Origin of the sequence: Sphingomonas sp. JC676, assembly GCF_014489075.1 — a bacterium.
Lineage (GTDB): Bacteria > Pseudomonadota > Alphaproteobacteria > Sphingomonadales > Sphingomonadaceae > Sphingomonas.
On sequence record NZ_JACTGR010000001.1, the window covers coordinates 22,518 to 37,359 of the forward strand.

Annotated in this window: 16 protein-coding genes; 10 read left to right on the forward strand and 6 right to left on the reverse strand. The window is 65.5% G+C overall.

The annotated features are described in order from the left end of the window. Window positions 1-242 precede the first annotated feature (242 nt). Both fixJ and IAG41_RS00125 read right to left on the reverse strand, forming a co-directional pair. On the reverse strand, window positions 243-854 hold the full coding sequence (gene fixJ / locus IAG41_RS00120) for a response regulator FixJ (RefSeq protein ID WP_187726578.1): 612 nt from the start codon (window positions 852-854) through the stop codon (window positions 243-245). Beyond that, window positions 844-2,331, reverse strand: a complete 1,488-nt coding sequence (locus IAG41_RS00125; protein WP_222950445.1) for a PAS domain S-box protein — start codon at window positions 2,329-2,331, stop codon at window positions 844-846. Before IAG41_RS00125 ends, fixJ begins: the two co-directional genes overlap by 11 nt. 187 nt (window positions 2,332-2,518) lie before the next feature. Between IAG41_RS00125 and IAG41_RS00130 the strand changes: the two genes are divergently transcribed. The 4 genes from IAG41_RS00130 to IAG41_RS00145 are packed head-to-tail and all read left to right on the forward strand — an operon-like array spanning window position 2,519 to window position 4,327. Then, the gene (locus IAG41_RS00130) at window positions 2,519-3,208 is read left to right on the forward strand and encodes an alternative oxidase (protein ID WP_187726580.1); all 690 of its coding nucleotides are present in this window, start codon (window positions 2,519-2,521) and stop codon (window positions 3,206-3,208) included. Window positions 3,209-3,257: 49 nt separating this feature from the next. Beyond that, on the forward strand, window positions 3,258-3,620 hold the full coding sequence (locus IAG41_RS00135; protein ID WP_187726581.1) for a histidine kinase: 363 nt from the start codon (window positions 3,258-3,260) through the stop codon (window positions 3,618-3,620). Between the two features lies 1 nt (window position 3,621). Continuing rightward, complete coding sequence (locus IAG41_RS00140) at window positions 3,622-4,032, forward strand: group III truncated hemoglobin (protein WP_187726582.1); 411 nt, start codon at window positions 3,622-3,624, stop codon at window positions 4,030-4,032. 1 nt (window position 4,033) lies between these two features. Beyond that, the gene (locus IAG41_RS00145) at window positions 4,034-4,327 is read left to right on the forward strand and encodes a DUF1971 domain-containing protein (protein ID WP_187726583.1); all 294 of its coding nucleotides are present in this window, start codon (window positions 4,034-4,036) and stop codon (window positions 4,325-4,327) included. Window positions 4,328-4,439: 112 nt separating this feature from the next. Here IAG41_RS00145 and IAG41_RS00150 read toward each other — a convergent pair whose 3' ends face one another. Further along, window positions 4,440-4,850, reverse strand: coding sequence for a hypothetical protein (locus tag IAG41_RS00150; protein ID WP_187726584.1), 411 nt, complete (start codon window positions 4,848-4,850; stop codon window positions 4,440-4,442). A 12-nt stretch (window positions 4,851-4,862) separates the two neighbouring features. Next, window positions 4,863-5,297, reverse strand: coding sequence for an SOS response-associated peptidase family protein (locus IAG41_RS00155; protein WP_222950446.1), 435 nt, complete (start codon window positions 5,295-5,297; stop codon window positions 4,863-4,865). A gap of 139 nt (window positions 5,298-5,436) precedes the next feature. Here IAG41_RS00155 and IAG41_RS00160 point away from each other — a divergent pair, with 139 nt between their 5' ends. From IAG41_RS00160 to IAG41_RS00175, 4 genes are all read left to right on the forward strand, one after another. Further along, window positions 5,437-6,063 (forward strand): SOS response-associated peptidase family protein, encoded by a 627-nt coding sequence (locus IAG41_RS00160; protein ID WP_187726586.1) that lies wholly within the window; start codon window positions 5,437-5,439, stop codon window positions 6,061-6,063. A gap of 80 nt (window positions 6,064-6,143) precedes the next feature. Next, the gene (locus IAG41_RS00165; protein WP_262408398.1) at window positions 6,144-6,917 is read left to right on the forward strand and encodes an ImuA family protein; all 774 of its coding nucleotides are present in this window, start codon (window positions 6,144-6,146) and stop codon (window positions 6,915-6,917) included. Beyond that, the gene (locus IAG41_RS00170) at window positions 6,835-8,616 is read left to right on the forward strand and encodes a Y-family DNA polymerase (protein WP_187726587.1); all 1,782 of its coding nucleotides are present in this window, start codon (window positions 6,835-6,837) and stop codon (window positions 8,614-8,616) included. The genes IAG41_RS00165 and IAG41_RS00170 overlap by 83 nt, the downstream gene beginning before the upstream one ends. Beyond that, window positions 8,616-11,894, forward strand: coding sequence for an error-prone DNA polymerase (locus IAG41_RS00175; protein WP_187726588.1), 3,279 nt, complete (start codon window positions 8,616-8,618; stop codon window positions 11,892-11,894). Before IAG41_RS00170 ends, IAG41_RS00175 begins: the two co-directional genes overlap by 1 nt. A 179-nt stretch (window positions 11,895-12,073) precedes the next feature. Here IAG41_RS00175 and IAG41_RS00180 read toward each other — a convergent pair whose 3' ends face one another. Together IAG41_RS00180 and IAG41_RS00185 are read right to left on the reverse strand one after the other, a co-directional pair. Beyond that, a complete protein-coding gene (locus IAG41_RS00180) occupies window positions 12,074-12,484 on the reverse strand; it encodes a low affinity iron permease family protein (RefSeq protein WP_187726589.1) in 411 nt (136 codons plus the stop codon). 53 nt (window positions 12,485-12,537) lie between these two features. Continuing rightward, window positions 12,538-13,974 carry a helix-turn-helix transcriptional regulator gene (locus IAG41_RS00185; RefSeq protein ID WP_262408399.1) on the reverse strand — a complete coding sequence of 479 codons (1,437 nt, stop codon included), beginning with the start codon at window positions 13,972-13,974 and terminating at the stop codon, window positions 12,538-12,540. Window positions 13,975-14,205: 231 nt separating this feature from the next. On the opposite strand from IAG41_RS00185, the gene IAG41_RS00190 reads away from it, so the two are divergent. Together IAG41_RS00190 and IAG41_RS00195 are read left to right on the forward strand one after the other, a co-directional pair. Next, window positions 14,206-14,475, forward strand: coding sequence for a GlsB/YeaQ/YmgE family stress response membrane protein (locus tag IAG41_RS00190; RefSeq protein ID WP_187726590.1), 270 nt, complete (start codon window positions 14,206-14,208; stop codon window positions 14,473-14,475). 51 nt (window positions 14,476-14,526) lie between these two features. Next, window positions 14,527-14,835: a hypothetical protein gene (locus IAG41_RS00195; RefSeq protein ID WP_187726591.1), complete on the forward strand. Its 309-nt coding sequence runs from the start codon at window positions 14,527-14,529 to the stop codon at window positions 14,833-14,835. Window positions 14,836-14,842 lie beyond the last annotated feature (7 nt).

Consider the following 14,842-nt stretch of genomic DNA (forward strand, 5'->3'; position numbering starts at 1 on the left):
CTGGATATGATTCCTGCGCGATTGTCAGCTTTGCCCATTTTGTCGCTTGAAAGCTGACAGTCCGGTAGCGGCCCAGAAGCGGACGAGCGGATTTTCGCGAATGCAGCTGTCGGCTTTGCGCCCACGAACAGTCGATCAGCGTAGAGCTTCGTCTGCCCGGAAGCTGCCATTCCACCAGCTGCTGATTACCGCGCTGACGTTCAGCCGCGCTCGAAAAATCGATCGTAGAAAACAGATTCCACTCAGCTCAATCGGGCGATGGTCACCATCCGGACAAGTTCCGACAGGCTTCTTGCCTGCATCTTCATCATGGCGTTGGCCCGGTAGACTTCGACGGTGCGGGCGCTGATATCGAGATCGAACGCGATCACCTTGTTCGCGTGCCCGGCGACCAGGCCTTCCACGACCTCGCGCTCGCGTGGTGACAACAGCGCCATTCGCTCGACGATTTGGTCGCGCTCCGCCGATACTTCGTCCCGGCCTTCCTGTTGCGCGAACGCGCTTCGGATCGCATCCAGGATGGCGTCGTCGTTGAACGGCTTTTCGATGAAGTCTGCGACCCCAGCCTTCATCGCCTGGATCGCGAGCGGCACGTCGGCATGGCCGGTAATCATGATCACCGGCACCGCGGCGCCGCGCCGCTTGAGCGCGGCGACCAGTTCCACCCCGCTCATCCCCGGCATGCGGACGTCGGTGACGACGCAGGCATGGTCGAGCGGCGGGCCAGCCTGGAGAAAAACGTCCGCCGAGGGATAGGTGCGCACCTTGAATCCGGCGCAGTCGATGAGGAACTCGAGCGAATGGCGCGCGCCTTCGTCGTCATCGATCACATAGACGAGACCGTCAGTCGCCATCGGATAGCTCCTCCTTGCCGAGCCGTTGCAGCGTGAAGTGGAACAATGCGCCGCCACCCTCATTTTCCTCGGCCCAGATTCGGCCGCCATGGGCTTCGATGATCGTCCGCGAGATCGAAAGCCCGACCCCCATCCCGGTTCGCTTGGTGGTGATGAACGGCTGAAACAGCTGGCCGGCAATGTCGGCGCTGATTCCGGGACCCGTGTCGGCGACGCTGACCATCGCCATGTCGTCGCCTTCTGGCTCGACCCGGATATCGAGTTCGCGGCGCGGCGCGGCGGACGCCGCCATCGAATCGACGGCGTTGCGCACCAGATTGAGCACAACCTGCTGGACCTGGACCCTGTCGGCCAGCACGAGATCGACTTCCGGACTGAACGCATAGCGCACCCGGATGCTGTGCTCCTTTGCGCCCACCAAAGCGAGCGCGCTGGCTTCCTCGATGAGCTTGGGGAGGCTCTCGACGCTACGCTCGGTCTCGCCGCGCGCGACGAAGTCGCGGAGACGGCGGATGATCTCGCCTGCACGCAGCGCTTCGTTTGATGCGCGCTCGACCGCATCGGCCACTTTGTCATGCGGCACGTCCGCGCGCGCGAGCAGCATGCGGCTGCCCTTCAGGTAATTGGCGATCGCGGAAAGTGGCTGGTTGAGTTCATGGGCCAGCGCCGACGCCATCTCGCCGAGAGCGGTGAGCCGGGAGACGTGCACGAGCTCGCTTTGGAGCTCCTGCAATCGCGTCTCGGTCTGCTGCCGCTCGGTGAGGTCGCGAACGAAGCCGGTGAAGAAGCGCGCGCCGTCCATCCGCATCTCGCCGACCGACAGCTCCATAGGAAAGGTCGAACCGTCGCTTCGCTCGCCGACCACCACGCGGCCGATGCCGATTATCCGCCGCTCTCCGGTTCGGTAATAGCGCTCGAGATAGCCGTCATGCGAGTCGCGATAGGGTGCAGGCATCAGCATGCTCACGTTGCGGCCCGAGACCTGCGCCGGCGTCCAGCCGAACAGCCGTTCGGCCGCCGGGCTGAAGTCGCGGATCAGGCCATGCTCGTCGATCACGATCATCGCATCGGGCACCGTCTCGAGGATCGATCGCAGATGCGCCTCGCGCCGGGCGAGGTCCGCGTTGGCGGTTTCGGTCTCGGTACGCGCGCGCTGGAACCATTCGCCCCCGATCGCGACCGCAATGCCGATAAGGACGAACATGCTCGCGGCGATGATGCTGCCGGTGGTCAGCGGACCGGCGAGCCGGTCACACCATAACCCGATGCCCGCCCCGAGGAGGCTGGCCACGACCCCGGCCCGAAGCCCCGAAAGCGCGCCCGCGGCGACCACCCCCGGCACGAAGAAGATGAAGGTCGCGCGCTCCCCCAGATATCCGGCCAGCCCCATGCGCAGACCCGCCCCGGCGGCAAGGACGAGCGCGGCCAGCCCGACCGCCGCAAGCGGCGCCAGCCGGCGATGTCTTCCGCTCCCCATTTTCCAGGCGCCTTCCTGCGTCATCCGGCCGTCATAGCGTGTTCCTGCGATCCTGGCGCACCTCCGCGTCAGCCCTTAGGGTGGTCACGGTAGGGCGATCATCCAAATTCCGGCGGTCGCGCACCGTGCGTAGAGATGGGCAATGGCGATGGTCGACAAGATCGCGCCAGCTACCGGAGGAAGTTCCATGACTGCACCGCGCATCGATCTCAGCATCCATCACAAGCCCAAGGGCGCGTCCGACCGCATCGCGCTGGGCTTCACAAAGGTGCTTCGCTGGACCGCCGACACTTTCTTTGCCGAGCGCTACGGCCACCGCGCCGTCGTCCTCGAGACCGTGGCGGCGGTGCCCGGCATGGTCGGCGCCACAATCAACCACCTGACCTGCCTGCGCCGCATGTGCGACGACAAGGGCTGGATCAAGACGCTGATGGACGAGGCCGAGAACGAGCGCATGCACCTGATGACCTTCATCGAGATCTCGAAGCCGACCTGGTTCGAGCGCGCGGTGATCATCGGCGTGCAGTGGGTCTTCTACCTGTTCTTCTTCGCACTCTATCTCGTCAGCTCGAAGACCGCGCACCGGGTGGTCGGCTATTTCGAGGAAGAGGCGGTGATCAGCTACACCCACTATCTCGCCGAGATCGACGAGGGTCGTTCGGAGAATGTGCCCGCGCCGGCGATTGCGCTCCGGTACTGGGGTCTGCCCGAGGGCTCGACCCTGCGCGACGTCGTCCTTGTGGTGCGTGCAGACGAAGCACACCACCGCGACGTCAATCACGGCTATGCCAACGAGCTGGCCGGCCTGCCCATGGGTGAGGTCGCGGCCTGCCCGCCGCACATCCCGCTCGAGCCGACCTGGAAGCGGGCAGCCTGACCGATCGCCGGCCGGTGGACTCTACCGCCGGCCGCGCTGGAGACACCAGATGTCCATCAACGCCCCGATCCTGTTGTTTGAACCCGATTCGGCCGTCCGCGCGTCGCTCAAATTCTCGCTCGAGCTGGAAGCCTTCAACGTCGTACTGGCCGAGAATGGCGATGGCGATCCGGCTGTTGCGGCTTGCTTGGTCATCGATCAGCGGTTTCGCGAAGGCGATGGGCTGGCATTCCTGGCGGACCTGCGGAGCTCGGGATGCGCCACCCCGGCGATCCTCCTGGCGACCAATCCGACCCGCAGGCTTCGTGAACGCGCACTGGCCGCGGGAGCGGTGCTGGTCGAGAAGCCGTTGCTCGGCAATGCCCTCAGCCAGGCGCTTCGCGCCATCCTCGGTAGGGCGGAGGCGGCCTGAGATGACCATTGCAGCGATTACCGAGGACGAGATCCACACGGTGGTGCATGCCTTCTACGCCCGCGTGCGCGAAGACCCGATGATCGGCCCGGTCTTCAACGGCGCGATCCACGACTGGCCCGTGCATCTCGAGAAGCTCGAGGCGTTCTGGTCCTCCGTCATGCTCACCAGCGGGCGTTACAAGGGTCAGCCGGTCCCGGCGCATGTGCGTCACGAAGCTCGGATCACTCCCGAAGGCTTTGCGCGCTGGCTGTCGCTCTGGCGCGAGACGACCGATGCACTGCTTCCGCCACCGGCCGCGGCCGCAATGCAGGATAAAGCCGGCAGGATTGCCGAGAGCCTGTCACACGCGATCGCCTTCTATCGGGACAAGACGGGCTCGCGCGCGCCATGCCCGGCATCGGAGAGGTAAAATGCAAGCCATTCTCCCTTATCGCTCGACCTCGATTTTCGATGCCGAAACCCTCCCGATCGCGCTTCGCAAGGAGCATCGCACCAAGCCGGGCGTGTGGGGGCTGGTGCGGGTGCTCGAAGGACAGCTGATGCTGAGCTTCCCCGATGGGACGGAGCAATTGCTTTCTTCCTCTGCACCGGGGCTTTTGCTGCCCGACCAGCCTCACTGGGTTACGCCTTTGGGCGCAATGCGAATGCGGGTCGAATTCTACAACGAACGGCCACTGCCGCTTGGCAGCAATCCGGCATTGTGATCGCGGCGAAGCGCCGGTCCGCAAAGAGGGTTCTTTTACGTTCGCAATCGGTCAGGCCGCTGAAAGCCGATGGTCTGCTTTCGGCCCAGCATCGGTCGTCGGACAATGGGGCTCACCAAGGCAGCTCTTCGATGAATAGGATCAGTTCCTGAAACCCCGTCGGCTCGAATGCGACGCCGCTGCCCGACTCGCTGAGCGAATGCCGCGCCGCTGCCTCGAGCACTGCCTCGGGATCGGATTGCCGTTGGGGATCATGCGCAGCGGTCCATTTGGCCAGCGCGGTGACGCGGGCATGCAGCGCTACGGCAGAGATCGTCTCGTCGCGAAGCCCCGCATCCCTGGCATAGGCCTGGAGCACCGCCGCCTGGGCGTGCGGATTGTCGCGGTGGGCTTCGGGCAGCATCGCCAGCACTTCCAACGCGGCCGCGATCTGGGCGCCGGTGAATAGCGGCGCGTTGAGCGCCTCGATCGCCGTGCTCGTGCTGGTCCGCCGGGCGGGCTTGGGAGAAGCTTGGAAAAACATCGGCTGCCTCGCTTACAATGCCAGTTCGTGTTGCACGGCCTGGGCGACGCGCGGCGCGATCTCCTCGACGAGGAAGCTGCGGGCCGGCAGGGGCTGCAGGATCTCGTCTTCCGGAAGTTTGCGGTCGAGCCAGGCCATATTCTGTCGGCGCAGCAGCACGGCGCCTTGCCGTTCCTGGTAGAAGAAGATGTCGGGATTGGCCTCGATCGTCAGGATCGCATAGCTCACACCACGGTCTTCGGTCGCCGGGTGCCAGACGCCGGCGAGGTAGAAGAAATTGCCGTCGTCGAGCGTCACGCGGAACTTGCGGTCGCCATTGGTGACCTGGAATTCGCTGGCCGGCACGAGGCAACGGTTCCTGGGGAAGGTCTTTCCTTCCGATCGGACGAACCGGAACGGCTTGCCGCCTTTCTCCCATGCCTCCAGGCCCCAGGCCGCTTCGATCATCTCGATCTCTTGCATATCCTTAGGGTTCCGCCGGATGATCGCCCGGCGGCTTCCAAAGGGTGCTCCCGACTCGAAGGGACTCGCTTGCATGAGGAGAACATAATGCGAACGAACGCGTCATGCAAATCGGGAGGACGGCATGTGCAATGACTATCGGCTCGAGGTCGACATCGCCTCGATCATGGAGGATTTCGACGATCTGAAGATCAAGATCGACCTGCCCGAGGGCACGCCCAACGTTGCCGCGCGCGAGGATATCAAGATCACCGACGTGGCGCCGATCGTGAAGAGCGTGGAGGGCGTGCGTGGGGCAGGCGCCCTGGTCAACCGGCGGTGGAGCTGGCCGGGGCCGAGCGGCAAGCCGGTCTACAACTACCGGGCCGAGGGTCGGGCGTTCGCCTCGCATCGCTGCCTGATCCTGGCCGACGGCTTCTACGAGTTCACCGATCCCGAGGACCCCAAGCAGAAGCGGCTCAACAAATGGCTGTTCACGCTGCGCGACCATCGCTGGTTCGCGATCGCGGGCATCTGGCGCGCGCATGAGAAGGTGGGGGAGGCGTTCACGATGCTGACGCTCGACCCCGGCCCCGATATCGCGCCCTTCCATCGCCGGCAGATCGTTCCACTCACCCGGGACCAATGGGCGGATTGGCTCGATCCCACGGTGCCGGCTGGTGACGTGCTGCAGACCTTGCCGGCTGGAAGCCTGATCCCGCAGCAGGTCTATGGCGCGCCGCCGTCCGCCGGTCAGCCTGCATTGCTGTGAAGGTGGAGTTGATTTCAGTAGCTTGACGAAAGTCCGATCGGGGCGGAACATTAAGGGAACAAGTGAGTCGATGTTCCCGTATGTCCAGCCAGGTCCTTCCTCTGTCCGATCGCGCGCGCCTGCTCGACGAGCTGCGCGCGCGCATCGTCTCGCGGAAGGAAACGGTGTCGGCCGTGCTGCCGTTCGGGATCGATGCGCTCGATAGCAGGCTGGCCCAGGGCGGGATCGAGGGCGCCGGCCTGCACGAGGTGGCCGCCGCTTCGTCGACCTTGGGCGACGATGCCGCGGCCACCTTGTTCGTGGCCGGGGTGGCGGCGCGGTTCGCGGTAGCGTCGGGCGCGCAGCTTGCCTGGGCGCTGACCCGGTTCGATCTCTATGCGCCCGGCCTCGAACAGGCCGGGCTGCCGCCGGCCAAGTTGCTCTACCTCCAGGGCAAGGATGACGTGATGGCGCTCGCGCTTGCCGAAGATTGCCTGCGCGAAGGTGCTTTTGCGGCGGTCGTCGCCGAGGTGAAGGCGGCCGACCAGACCGCGACGCGCCGTCTCCAGCTCGCTGCCGCCGACGGTGACACGCCGATGCTGTTGCTCCGGCGCTGGAAGCGCATGGGCCGCGATCCGCTCGAGCTGCCCTCGGCGGCCTGCACGCGCTGGCGGATCGGCTGCGCGCCGTCGGTACCGCTTCAGCATCCCGGTGTCGGGCGTGGTTGCTGGTCGGTCGAAATCGCCCGCCAGCGCGGCGGCAATCCATTCTCTCTGACGCTTGAGGCTTGCGATGACACGGGTCGCCTCGCTCTACCTGCCGCAGCTCCCGATCGAGCGGCTGTGGCGGTCGGAGCGGCAGCTCGCGCCGCCTGAGCGCGCGGCCGCGCCGCTTCCCCTGGCGATCGACGACGATCCCGGCGCCTGCTCGGTGCCGCGCGGCGGTGGCTGGCGGCCGGGTGCGCGCTGGGCGCGGGGAAGCCCGTCGGACGCCGAGCGGATCGCGGCACTGCCCGCGCATCAGCGCCCGCCGATGCGCGAGCTTGGCCGGCGTTCCGAGTCCGCCCAGCATCCGTTCAAGGCGATGCGGCCCGACGAAGGCGGCCGCGGATCGGCGCTCGTGTCGGTGCAGGCCGCGAGGGGGCGACCGACCGTGCTGGTGCTGCGCAGCGGTCAGCGCGAGATAGTGAGCGCCGCGTGTCCGGTCGCGCTGTCGCTGCGGCTGAGGCCGGGAATGGCGGCGGCGCATGCGCGGGCGCTGGTCGGTGATCTCGATGTGCGGGACGCGGATATCGCGGCGGATGAAGCGCTGCTCGAGCGGTTGGCGCAGCATGCGGTGATCCACTGGACGCCGATCGCCACCGTCTCGGGACAGGACGGGCTTTGGCTCGACATGACCGGGACCAGCCATCTGTACGGCGGGGAGGCGCGTTTTTGCCGGCGGGTAGCCGGGTTCTTCGCGCGGCTGGGGCTGACCGCGCGTATCGCCATCGCCGGCACGGCGGGCGCCGCGCATGCGCTGGCGCGCTATGGCGGCCGGCAGATCGTTCTGCTCGAGCCGGGGCGGGAGGCGCAGGCATTGGCCGCACTGCCGATCGCCGCGCTTCGGTTGGAGGAGACCGCGCTCGACGCCGCTGCGCGCTTTGGCCTGGAGCGGGTCGGCGATCTGTATCCCATGCCGCGCGGACCGCTGGCCCGCCGCCTCGGCCTGGCGACCGTCACCCGGCTCGACCAGGCGCTGGGACGCGCGGCCGAGCCGATCGTGCCGGTAGTGCTGGTCGAGCAGCCCGAGGTGGTGCGTCGTCTGCTGGAGCCGATCGCCACGCCCGAGGCGATCACACAGGTGATCGCCGATCTCGTGGCCGACCTGGTGGAGCTGCTGCGCGAGCAAGGTCTCGGCGTGCGCACCGCGGTGCTGACCGCAGAGCGCGTCGACGGCGCCGCGCAGCATATCGCGATCGGCGCATCGCGTGCCACGCGCGATGCGCGGCATCTGGTGCGGATGTTCGGGCTCAAGGTCGATCGGCTCGAGCCGGGCCTCGGCATCGAGGCGATGCGGCTCACCGTGCCGCGCAGCGACCCTCTGGGTGCCGTGGCATGGGGCAGTCTGCTGGACGAGGCAGCGCCGCAAGACCTGGCGCCGGCGATCGACCAGCTTGTCGGGCGGGCCGGGGAAGGGGCGGTATTCCGCATGACGCTCGAGGAAAGCGACGTGCCCGAGCGTGCGGTCCGGCGCATCGGACCGCTGGCGCCGGTGCGGGGCTGGCCGGCATGGAAGCGTCCGGCGCGGATGCTGCGCCGACCGGAATTCCTGACGGGTGTCGTGGCGCTGCTGCCCGACCATCCGCCCCGGCGGTTTACCTGGCGGGGCAAGCCGTACCGCGTGGTGGCGGGCGACGGTCCCGAGCGGATCCACGGCGAATGGTGGCGCTCGGACCATGAGCATTGGGCGGTGCGGGACTATTTCCGGGTCGAGGTGGAGGGCGGGGAACGCTTCTGGATTTTCCGGCGCGGTGACGGCGTGGCGCCCGAGACCGGCGATCTCAGCTGGTATCTCCACGGGGTGTTCGGCTGATGACGACCTATGTCGAGCTTCAGGTCACCAGCCATTTCTCGTTCCTGCGCGGCGCGTCGGCGCCCGAAGAGCTGTTCGCGGCTGCCGGCCTGCTCGGGCACGCGGCTTTGGGGCTTGCCGACTGGAGCAGCGTCGCCGGTGTCGTGCGGGGCTGGGAAGGGCAGAAGGCGACAGGTGTCCGCATGATCGCGGGCGCGCGGGTCGACCTCACCGATGGCCGGGCGCTGTTGCTCTATCCGAAGGATCGAGCTGCCTGGTCGCGCCTCACCCGGCTGCTGTCGATCGGCAAGGCGCGGGGCGGCAAGGGCTGCTGCATCCTCGACTGGGCCGATGTCGTGTTCCATGCCGAAGGGCTCGTCGCGATCCTCGTGCCGGATATGCCGGGCGAGGAGACGAGGGAGCATTTGCGGGCATTGGCCGAGGCCTTCGGGGCTCGGGCCTATTGCGCGCTGTCCTTCCGGCGGCGGCCCGACGATCTGGCGCGGCTGCATGGCCTGGACCGGCTTGCGCGTGACGCGGGGGTTCGCGCGGTCGCGACTGGGGACGTCCTGTATCATTCGCCCGAGGCGCGGCCGTTGCAGGACGTGGTGACCGCCATTCGCGAGAAGACCGTGGTCGATGCGCTCGGCTACCGGCGCGAGCGCTTCATGGACCGGCATCTCAAGTCGTCCGCTGAGATGGAGCGGCGCTTCTCGGGCTTTCCGGATGCGATCGCGGCCAGCGCGGATATCGCTCGGACATGCACCTTCGATCTTGGCGAGATCCGCTACCAATATCCGTACGAGCAGGTGATGGCGGGCAAGACAGCCCAGCAGGCTTTGGCGATGCTGACCGAGGAGGCGGCGGCCGCGAAATTCCCCGACGGCGTGCCCAAGCCCTATGCCGACCAGATCGCGCATGAGCTGCGGCTGATCGACCAGCTCGGCTACGCGCCCTATTTCCTGACCGTCCGCGCCATCGTCGCCGAAAGCGTGCGGCGCGGCATCCTCTGCCAGGGGCGGGGTTCGGCCGCGAACAGCTGCGTCTGCTTCCTGCTCGGCATCACCTCGATCGATCCCATCCAGCACGAGCTGCTCTTCGAGCGCTTCGTCTCGGGTGAGCGCAAGGAGCCGCCCGATATCGATGTCGATTTCGAGCATGAGCGCCGCGAGGAAATCATCCAGTGGATCTACGAGACCTATGGCCGCAGGCATTCAGCGCTGACCGCGGTCGTGACCCGCTACCGCACGCGCGGCGCGGTTGCCGAAGTGGGCAAGGCGCTTGGGCTGCCGCGCGACCTGACCAAGATGCTGACCGGCCTGGTCTGGGGCTGGTCGATGGACGGTATCTCGGACGCGCAGATCGAGAGCCTCAACCTCAATGCCGACGATCACCGGCTCAAGCTGACCCTGCGCCTTGCGCGCCAGCTGATCGGCACGCCGCGGCATCTCTCCCAGCATCCCGGCGGGTTCGTGCTGACCCAGGACCGATTGGACGACCTCGTGCCGATCGAGCCGGCGCGGATGGAGGACCGTCAGATCATCGAATGGGACAAGGACGATATCGACGCCCTCCACTTCATGAAGGTCGATGTGCTGGGCTTGGGCATGCTCGGCTGCATGAACCGCGCCTTCAACCTGCTCGAGGCGCATAAGGGCGTGAAGGTCGGCATGGCCGACCTGCAGGACGACGATCCGGCCGTTTATGCGATGATCCAGAAGGCTGACACACTGGGCGTCTTTCAGATCGAGAGCCGCGCGCAGATGTCGATGCTGCCGCGCATGAAACCGGCGCGCTTCTACGATCTCGTCATCGAGGTTGCGATCGTCCGGCCAGGACCCATCCAGGGCGACATGGTCCATCCGTATCTTCGCCGGCGGGAGGGCAAGGAGAAGCCCGAATATCCCAAGCCTGAGCTGCGCGCGGTGCTCGAGAAGACTTTGGGCGTGCCGCTGTTCCAGGAGCAGGCGATGAAGGTCGCGATCGTCGGCGCGGGGTTTACGCCCGCCGAAGCCGACCAGCTGCGCCGTGCCATGGCGACATTCAAGCTAACCGGCGGGGTCAGCCATTTCTACGACAAGCTGGTTGGCGGCATGGTGGCGCGCGGCTATCCACAGGACTTTGCCGAGCGGACCTTCAAGCAGATCGAGGGGTTCGGCTCCTATGGCTTTCCGGAGAGCCATGCCGCCTCCTTCGCCAAGATTGCCTATGCCTCCTGTTGGGTGAAGCATCACCATCCGGACGTGTTCTGTGCCGCTTTGCTCAATGCACAGCCCATGGGGTTCTACGCACCTGCCCAGATCGTCCGCGACGCGCAGGCGCACGGGGTCGAGATACGTCCCGTCGATATCAATGCGAGCCGCTGGGACTGCACGCTCGAGGAGACAGGTGGGCGCTATCTGGCGGTGCGGCTCGGGTTCCGGCAGGTGCGCGGGCTCGCCAATGTCCATGGCGCTGCGATCGTTGCGGCGCGCGGCGAAGTGTCCGAGGGGGCGCCTGCCTATGACAGCGTCGAGGCCGTGTGGCGCCGTTCGGGCGTGCCGCGCGTGGCGATCGAGCGTCTGGCCGAGGCCGATGCGTTCCGTGCGCTCGCAATGGATCGCCGCAAGGGGCTCTGGTTCGCCCGCGGTCTGGGGGCTGCACCCTTGCCCCTGTTCGAGGCGGCGGATGCGCGGGAAGGTGGGTTCAGCCCGGAAGGCATCGAGCCCGAGGTCACTCTCAGGCCGTTGACCGACGGACGCGAGGTGGTCGAGGATTATCGCGCGCTGCAGCTTTCGCTGCGGGCGCACCCATTATCGTTCCTGCGCGAGCAGCTTGCCGCAGAACGCGTCGTGCGCTGCGGCGATCTCGCCGGCATCCACGACGGGCGGCATGTGGAGGTGGCGGGCGTGATCCTGGTCCGCCAGCGTCCCGGTTCGGCGCGGGGCGTGCTCTTCATCACCATCGAGGACGAGACCGGCGTCGCCAACGGCATTCTCTGGCCCGACCGGTTCGAGAAGCAGCGGCGCGTGGTGATGTCGGCGTCGATGGTATCGTTGCGCGGGCGGCTGCAGAAGGAAGGGCAGGTGATCCACGTCATCGTCGATCGCGTGGTCGACCGCGACGAGATGCTGCGGTCGATCGGCAACATGGATTTGTCCATTGCCCATGGCCGGGGCGACGGCGCCACCCATGCCGGAAGCCCGGACCGCGGCGAGGCAGGATGGCGTCCGGGTCCGCGCGACCTTTACTCGCCGCCGTTCCCGAATGGGGCGGATCCCGAGGGAATCATCAAGGTTCGGAGCCATGATTTCCATTAAGCGGCGGATGATCCCGAGATGTTGGCGCCGCAATTTCCCCTTCCATCTTGTTCAGAGCGTTCGGACCCGTGCGACAGCTATGCGCCCCAATAACGGTCGTTTCAGCGATGGGGAAACGCTCGTCGGAAGCTGCCATTCACCGCTGGGTGGATAGAGTTCGTCAGGCGCTTTCGAAACCATCAACGGCGGGCGAGAAGTTCATCGACCGACGCGTCCGCGGACGCCGCACCCGTGTCACCGCGACCTGCTTCTTTTTCCAACGCGCCGCGAATGGCGCAGATCTCCGCATCGGTCAGATGTTCGATGCCGATAAATTCAGGCCGCGCTTTCGGCACCGCGCGCATCAACTCGTCGAGCTTTGCCTGGATCGCGGCGCCGTCACGATTCTGACTGTTCTGAATCAGAAACACCGCCAGAAACGTGAGCACTGTTGTGCCGGTGTTGATCACTAGTTGCCATGTATCGGAATAGTGGAAGATCGGGCCTGTGATTGCCCAGATGACACAGCATCCCGTCGCTATGAGGAATGCTGACGGCTGGCCCATCGCGGTAGCACTGCGCGTAGCAATGCTCGTAAAGAACTTCTCCACTCGATATCTCCTCAAGCGCTACTCAGAAAATTGCTCTCGCAGCGTACGCGGGGTTAAACTTCGGGAAATGGTGGCCTGACGCCAACGCCGCGCTCGCGCGCCCAGACCACCGCAGCGCTACGGCGATTGACGCCGATCTTTGCGTAGAGCCGGGCGACATGATTACGGACGGTATTGCGCGAGAGACCGAGCTTCGCAGCGATGCCGGCGTCGTCGATGTCATCGCAGATCAATTCAAGGACTTCGCGTTCGCGCGGACTAATATCGACCAGCGGCTTCGTCGCCGCAGACCTTCCGCGCGGATTTCTGAGCGTGGCCAGCTTGTCCATTATCGAACTGCTGAGCCAGCTCGCGTCCTTCATGACGGCTTCAATTGCCTCGACGAGTTCGAGCTCGCTGCGCCGTCGCTCGGTAATGTCCTGGTAGAGCCAGAGCACACAGTCGTCGCTGTGGAGGCTAATCTGTTCGGCGGACACGATGCAGTCGATCTCCCTGCCGTCCTTGGCGAGGATGCGAACATCGTGCCCGCGAAAGCCGCCGCGTCGTTCGATCTGCTCCTCCAGCCCGGCGCGTTGGCCGGCGTCGTTCCAGAGCTGCAGGTCGTCGGCGACCCGACCAATGGCATCCTGGCCGGCATAACCGGTCATTCGCCGGAAGGCGTCATTGGCGTCGATGATGCGATGCTCGGTGCCGGCCGTCACCACCATCGCTACGGGCGCCATATCGAAAACCGCGGCGAAGTGGCGCTCGCTGTTCTCCAACGCACGCTCGGCACTTCGCCGCGGCTCGAGGTCAGCGAACGTGAAGAGCAAGCAAGGGTCGTTTTCGACCTCGATCGGCTGCGCGGCAAGAATGACCAGCTTGCTTTGCCCATTAGCCAGCGGGAGTTCGGCTTCCAGTTGCGGCACCACCTTTCCCGCTGCGACTTGCTCCTTCACAAATTCGCGGCGTTCGACATCGGCCAGGATGTCGATGTCGAACAGTCGCTTGCCGATCAGCTGACCGCGGTTGTAGCCGCTCAGATCGAGAAACCCCTGATTGGCGCGCACATATCGCTGATCGGCGACCCGAACGATCAGTGCCGGCGCCGGGTTCGCCTGGAACATCGCTTCGAAGCGATCCTCCGCATCGAAGCGCTCCGAGACGTCATGCATAATCAAGGCAAGGGAGTCCGGCTCACCGCCATCATCGTCCATCGCGACGTCGCGAACCTGATGAACCCAGCGCGGCTCATTGCTGCCAAGAGGCGCGACCTCCACGACGAGATCAGGGAAGCTTTCTCCGGCCAACAAGCGCATCAAGGGATATTCGCGGGCAGTCAGCCGACGGTGGTCGCGATAGCGCAAGCAAAAACGTTGGACGTATTCATCCGCAGTCTCGCCCAACTCCTCGACCTTGTTGATCCCGTGCATTTTCAGTGCCGCGGCATTGGCGCCCAGGATCACACCAGTTGGGTCCATCAGGATAACCCCCGCAAGCAGGCTTTCCATGAGCTGCTCCAGATGATGGAGCGTCGGTCCCGGTATTGAGCGTGTGGCTGACGATCTCATCCGGCGACAGCGCAATCGGGGCCCGCAAGTTCCGGCGTACATGCCCGCACACTACTAATCGTGTTGGTGCTGTAGCACCAATACCAGCGATTACGCTGGACAGATCATCCGGAACATCAGCGTTAACAGGCCGGTTCTGCACCCACTCGAAATAGCGTGGAGCGCATAACCATGAACCTCATCATTCTTCTCGTCGTCGGCGGCGTTATCGGCTGGGTAGCCAGCCTCATCATGAACACCGACGGACAGCAGGGGATCATCCTCAACGTTGTGGTCGGCATCGTCGGGGCGCTGCTGGCGGGATTCGTCATCACGCCCCTGATCGGCGGCGCCTCCATCATGAATGGCGGCATCAATGTGCAAACCATTCTGATTTCGCTGCTCGGTTCGGTGGTGCTTTTGGCGATCCTGAACCTGGTGCGCCGCGGAACCGTTCGCTGAACATCCAGGCAAAGGCCCGTCGAACTACTTCCTCAAAGATCGGAGATCATCGTGAAGCACCTATTCCTCGGCGCGGCCGCTGCCGCGCTGATCTCTGGCGGCGCACACGCGCAGACAACCAGTCGGGACTCTAACAACCCGGCCATGAAGAACAGTACCGTCACTCGAGTGGAGGCGCCGGCAAAGGGCCGCAATTCGTTTACCGAGGCGCAGGCCCGTGGGCGCATCGCCAAGGCTGGATATTCCGACGTCTCGCGGCTCAAAAAGGACCCGAATGGCGTCTGGCGCGGCTGGGCTATGCACGGCCGCAAGAAGGTCGCGGTCGGGCTCGACTACAAGGGCAACGTCACTACTCGCTGAACTCAGA

Excerpts from the sequence above, each read along its gene's own strand:
- IAG41_RS00150 (WP_187726584.1), bottom strand. The coding sequence starts at position 4,850 with ATGTTTTTCCAAGCTTCTCCCAAGCCCGCCCGGCGGACCAGCACGAGC.
- IAG41_RS00155 (WP_222950446.1), bottom strand. The coding sequence starts at position 5,297 with ATGATCGAAGCGGCCTGGGGCCTGGAGGCATGGGAGAAAGGCGGCAAG.
- fixJ (WP_187726578.1), bottom strand. The coding sequence starts at position 854 with ATGGCGACTGACGGTCTCGTCTATGTGATCGATGACGACGAAGGCGCG.
- IAG41_RS00130 (WP_187726580.1), top strand. The coding sequence starts at position 2,519 with ATGACTGCACCGCGCATCGATCTCAGCATCCATCACAAGCCCAAGGGC.
- IAG41_RS00190 (WP_187726590.1), top strand. The coding sequence starts at position 14,206 with ATGAACCTCATCATTCTTCTCGTCGTCGGCGGCGTTATCGGCTGGGTA.
- IAG41_RS00160 (WP_187726586.1), top strand. The coding sequence starts at position 5,437 with ATGTGCAATGACTATCGGCTCGAGGTCGACATCGCCTCGATCATGGAG.
- IAG41_RS00145 (WP_187726583.1), top strand. The coding sequence starts at position 4,034 with ATGCAAGCCATTCTCCCTTATCGCTCGACCTCGATTTTCGATGCCGAA.
- IAG41_RS00125 (WP_222950445.1), bottom strand. The coding sequence starts at position 2,331 with ATGGGGAGCGGAAGACATCGCCGGCTGGCGCCGCTTGCGGCGGTCGGG.
- IAG41_RS00140 (WP_187726582.1), top strand. The coding sequence starts at position 3,622 with ATGACCATTGCAGCGATTACCGAGGACGAGATCCACACGGTGGTGCAT.
- IAG41_RS00185 (WP_262408399.1), bottom strand. The coding sequence starts at position 13,974 with ATGGAAAGCCTGCTTGCGGGGGTTATCCTGATGGACCCAACTGGTGTG.
- IAG41_RS00165 (WP_262408398.1), top strand. The coding sequence starts at position 6,144 with ATGTCCAGCCAGGTCCTTCCTCTGTCCGATCGCGCGCGCCTGCTCGAC.
- IAG41_RS00170 (WP_187726587.1), top strand. The coding sequence starts at position 6,835 with ATGACACGGGTCGCCTCGCTCTACCTGCCGCAGCTCCCGATCGAGCGG.
- IAG41_RS00175 (WP_187726588.1), top strand. The coding sequence starts at position 8,616 with ATGACGACCTATGTCGAGCTTCAGGTCACCAGCCATTTCTCGTTCCTG.
- IAG41_RS00135 (WP_187726581.1), top strand. The coding sequence starts at position 3,258 with ATGTCCATCAACGCCCCGATCCTGTTGTTTGAACCCGATTCGGCCGTC.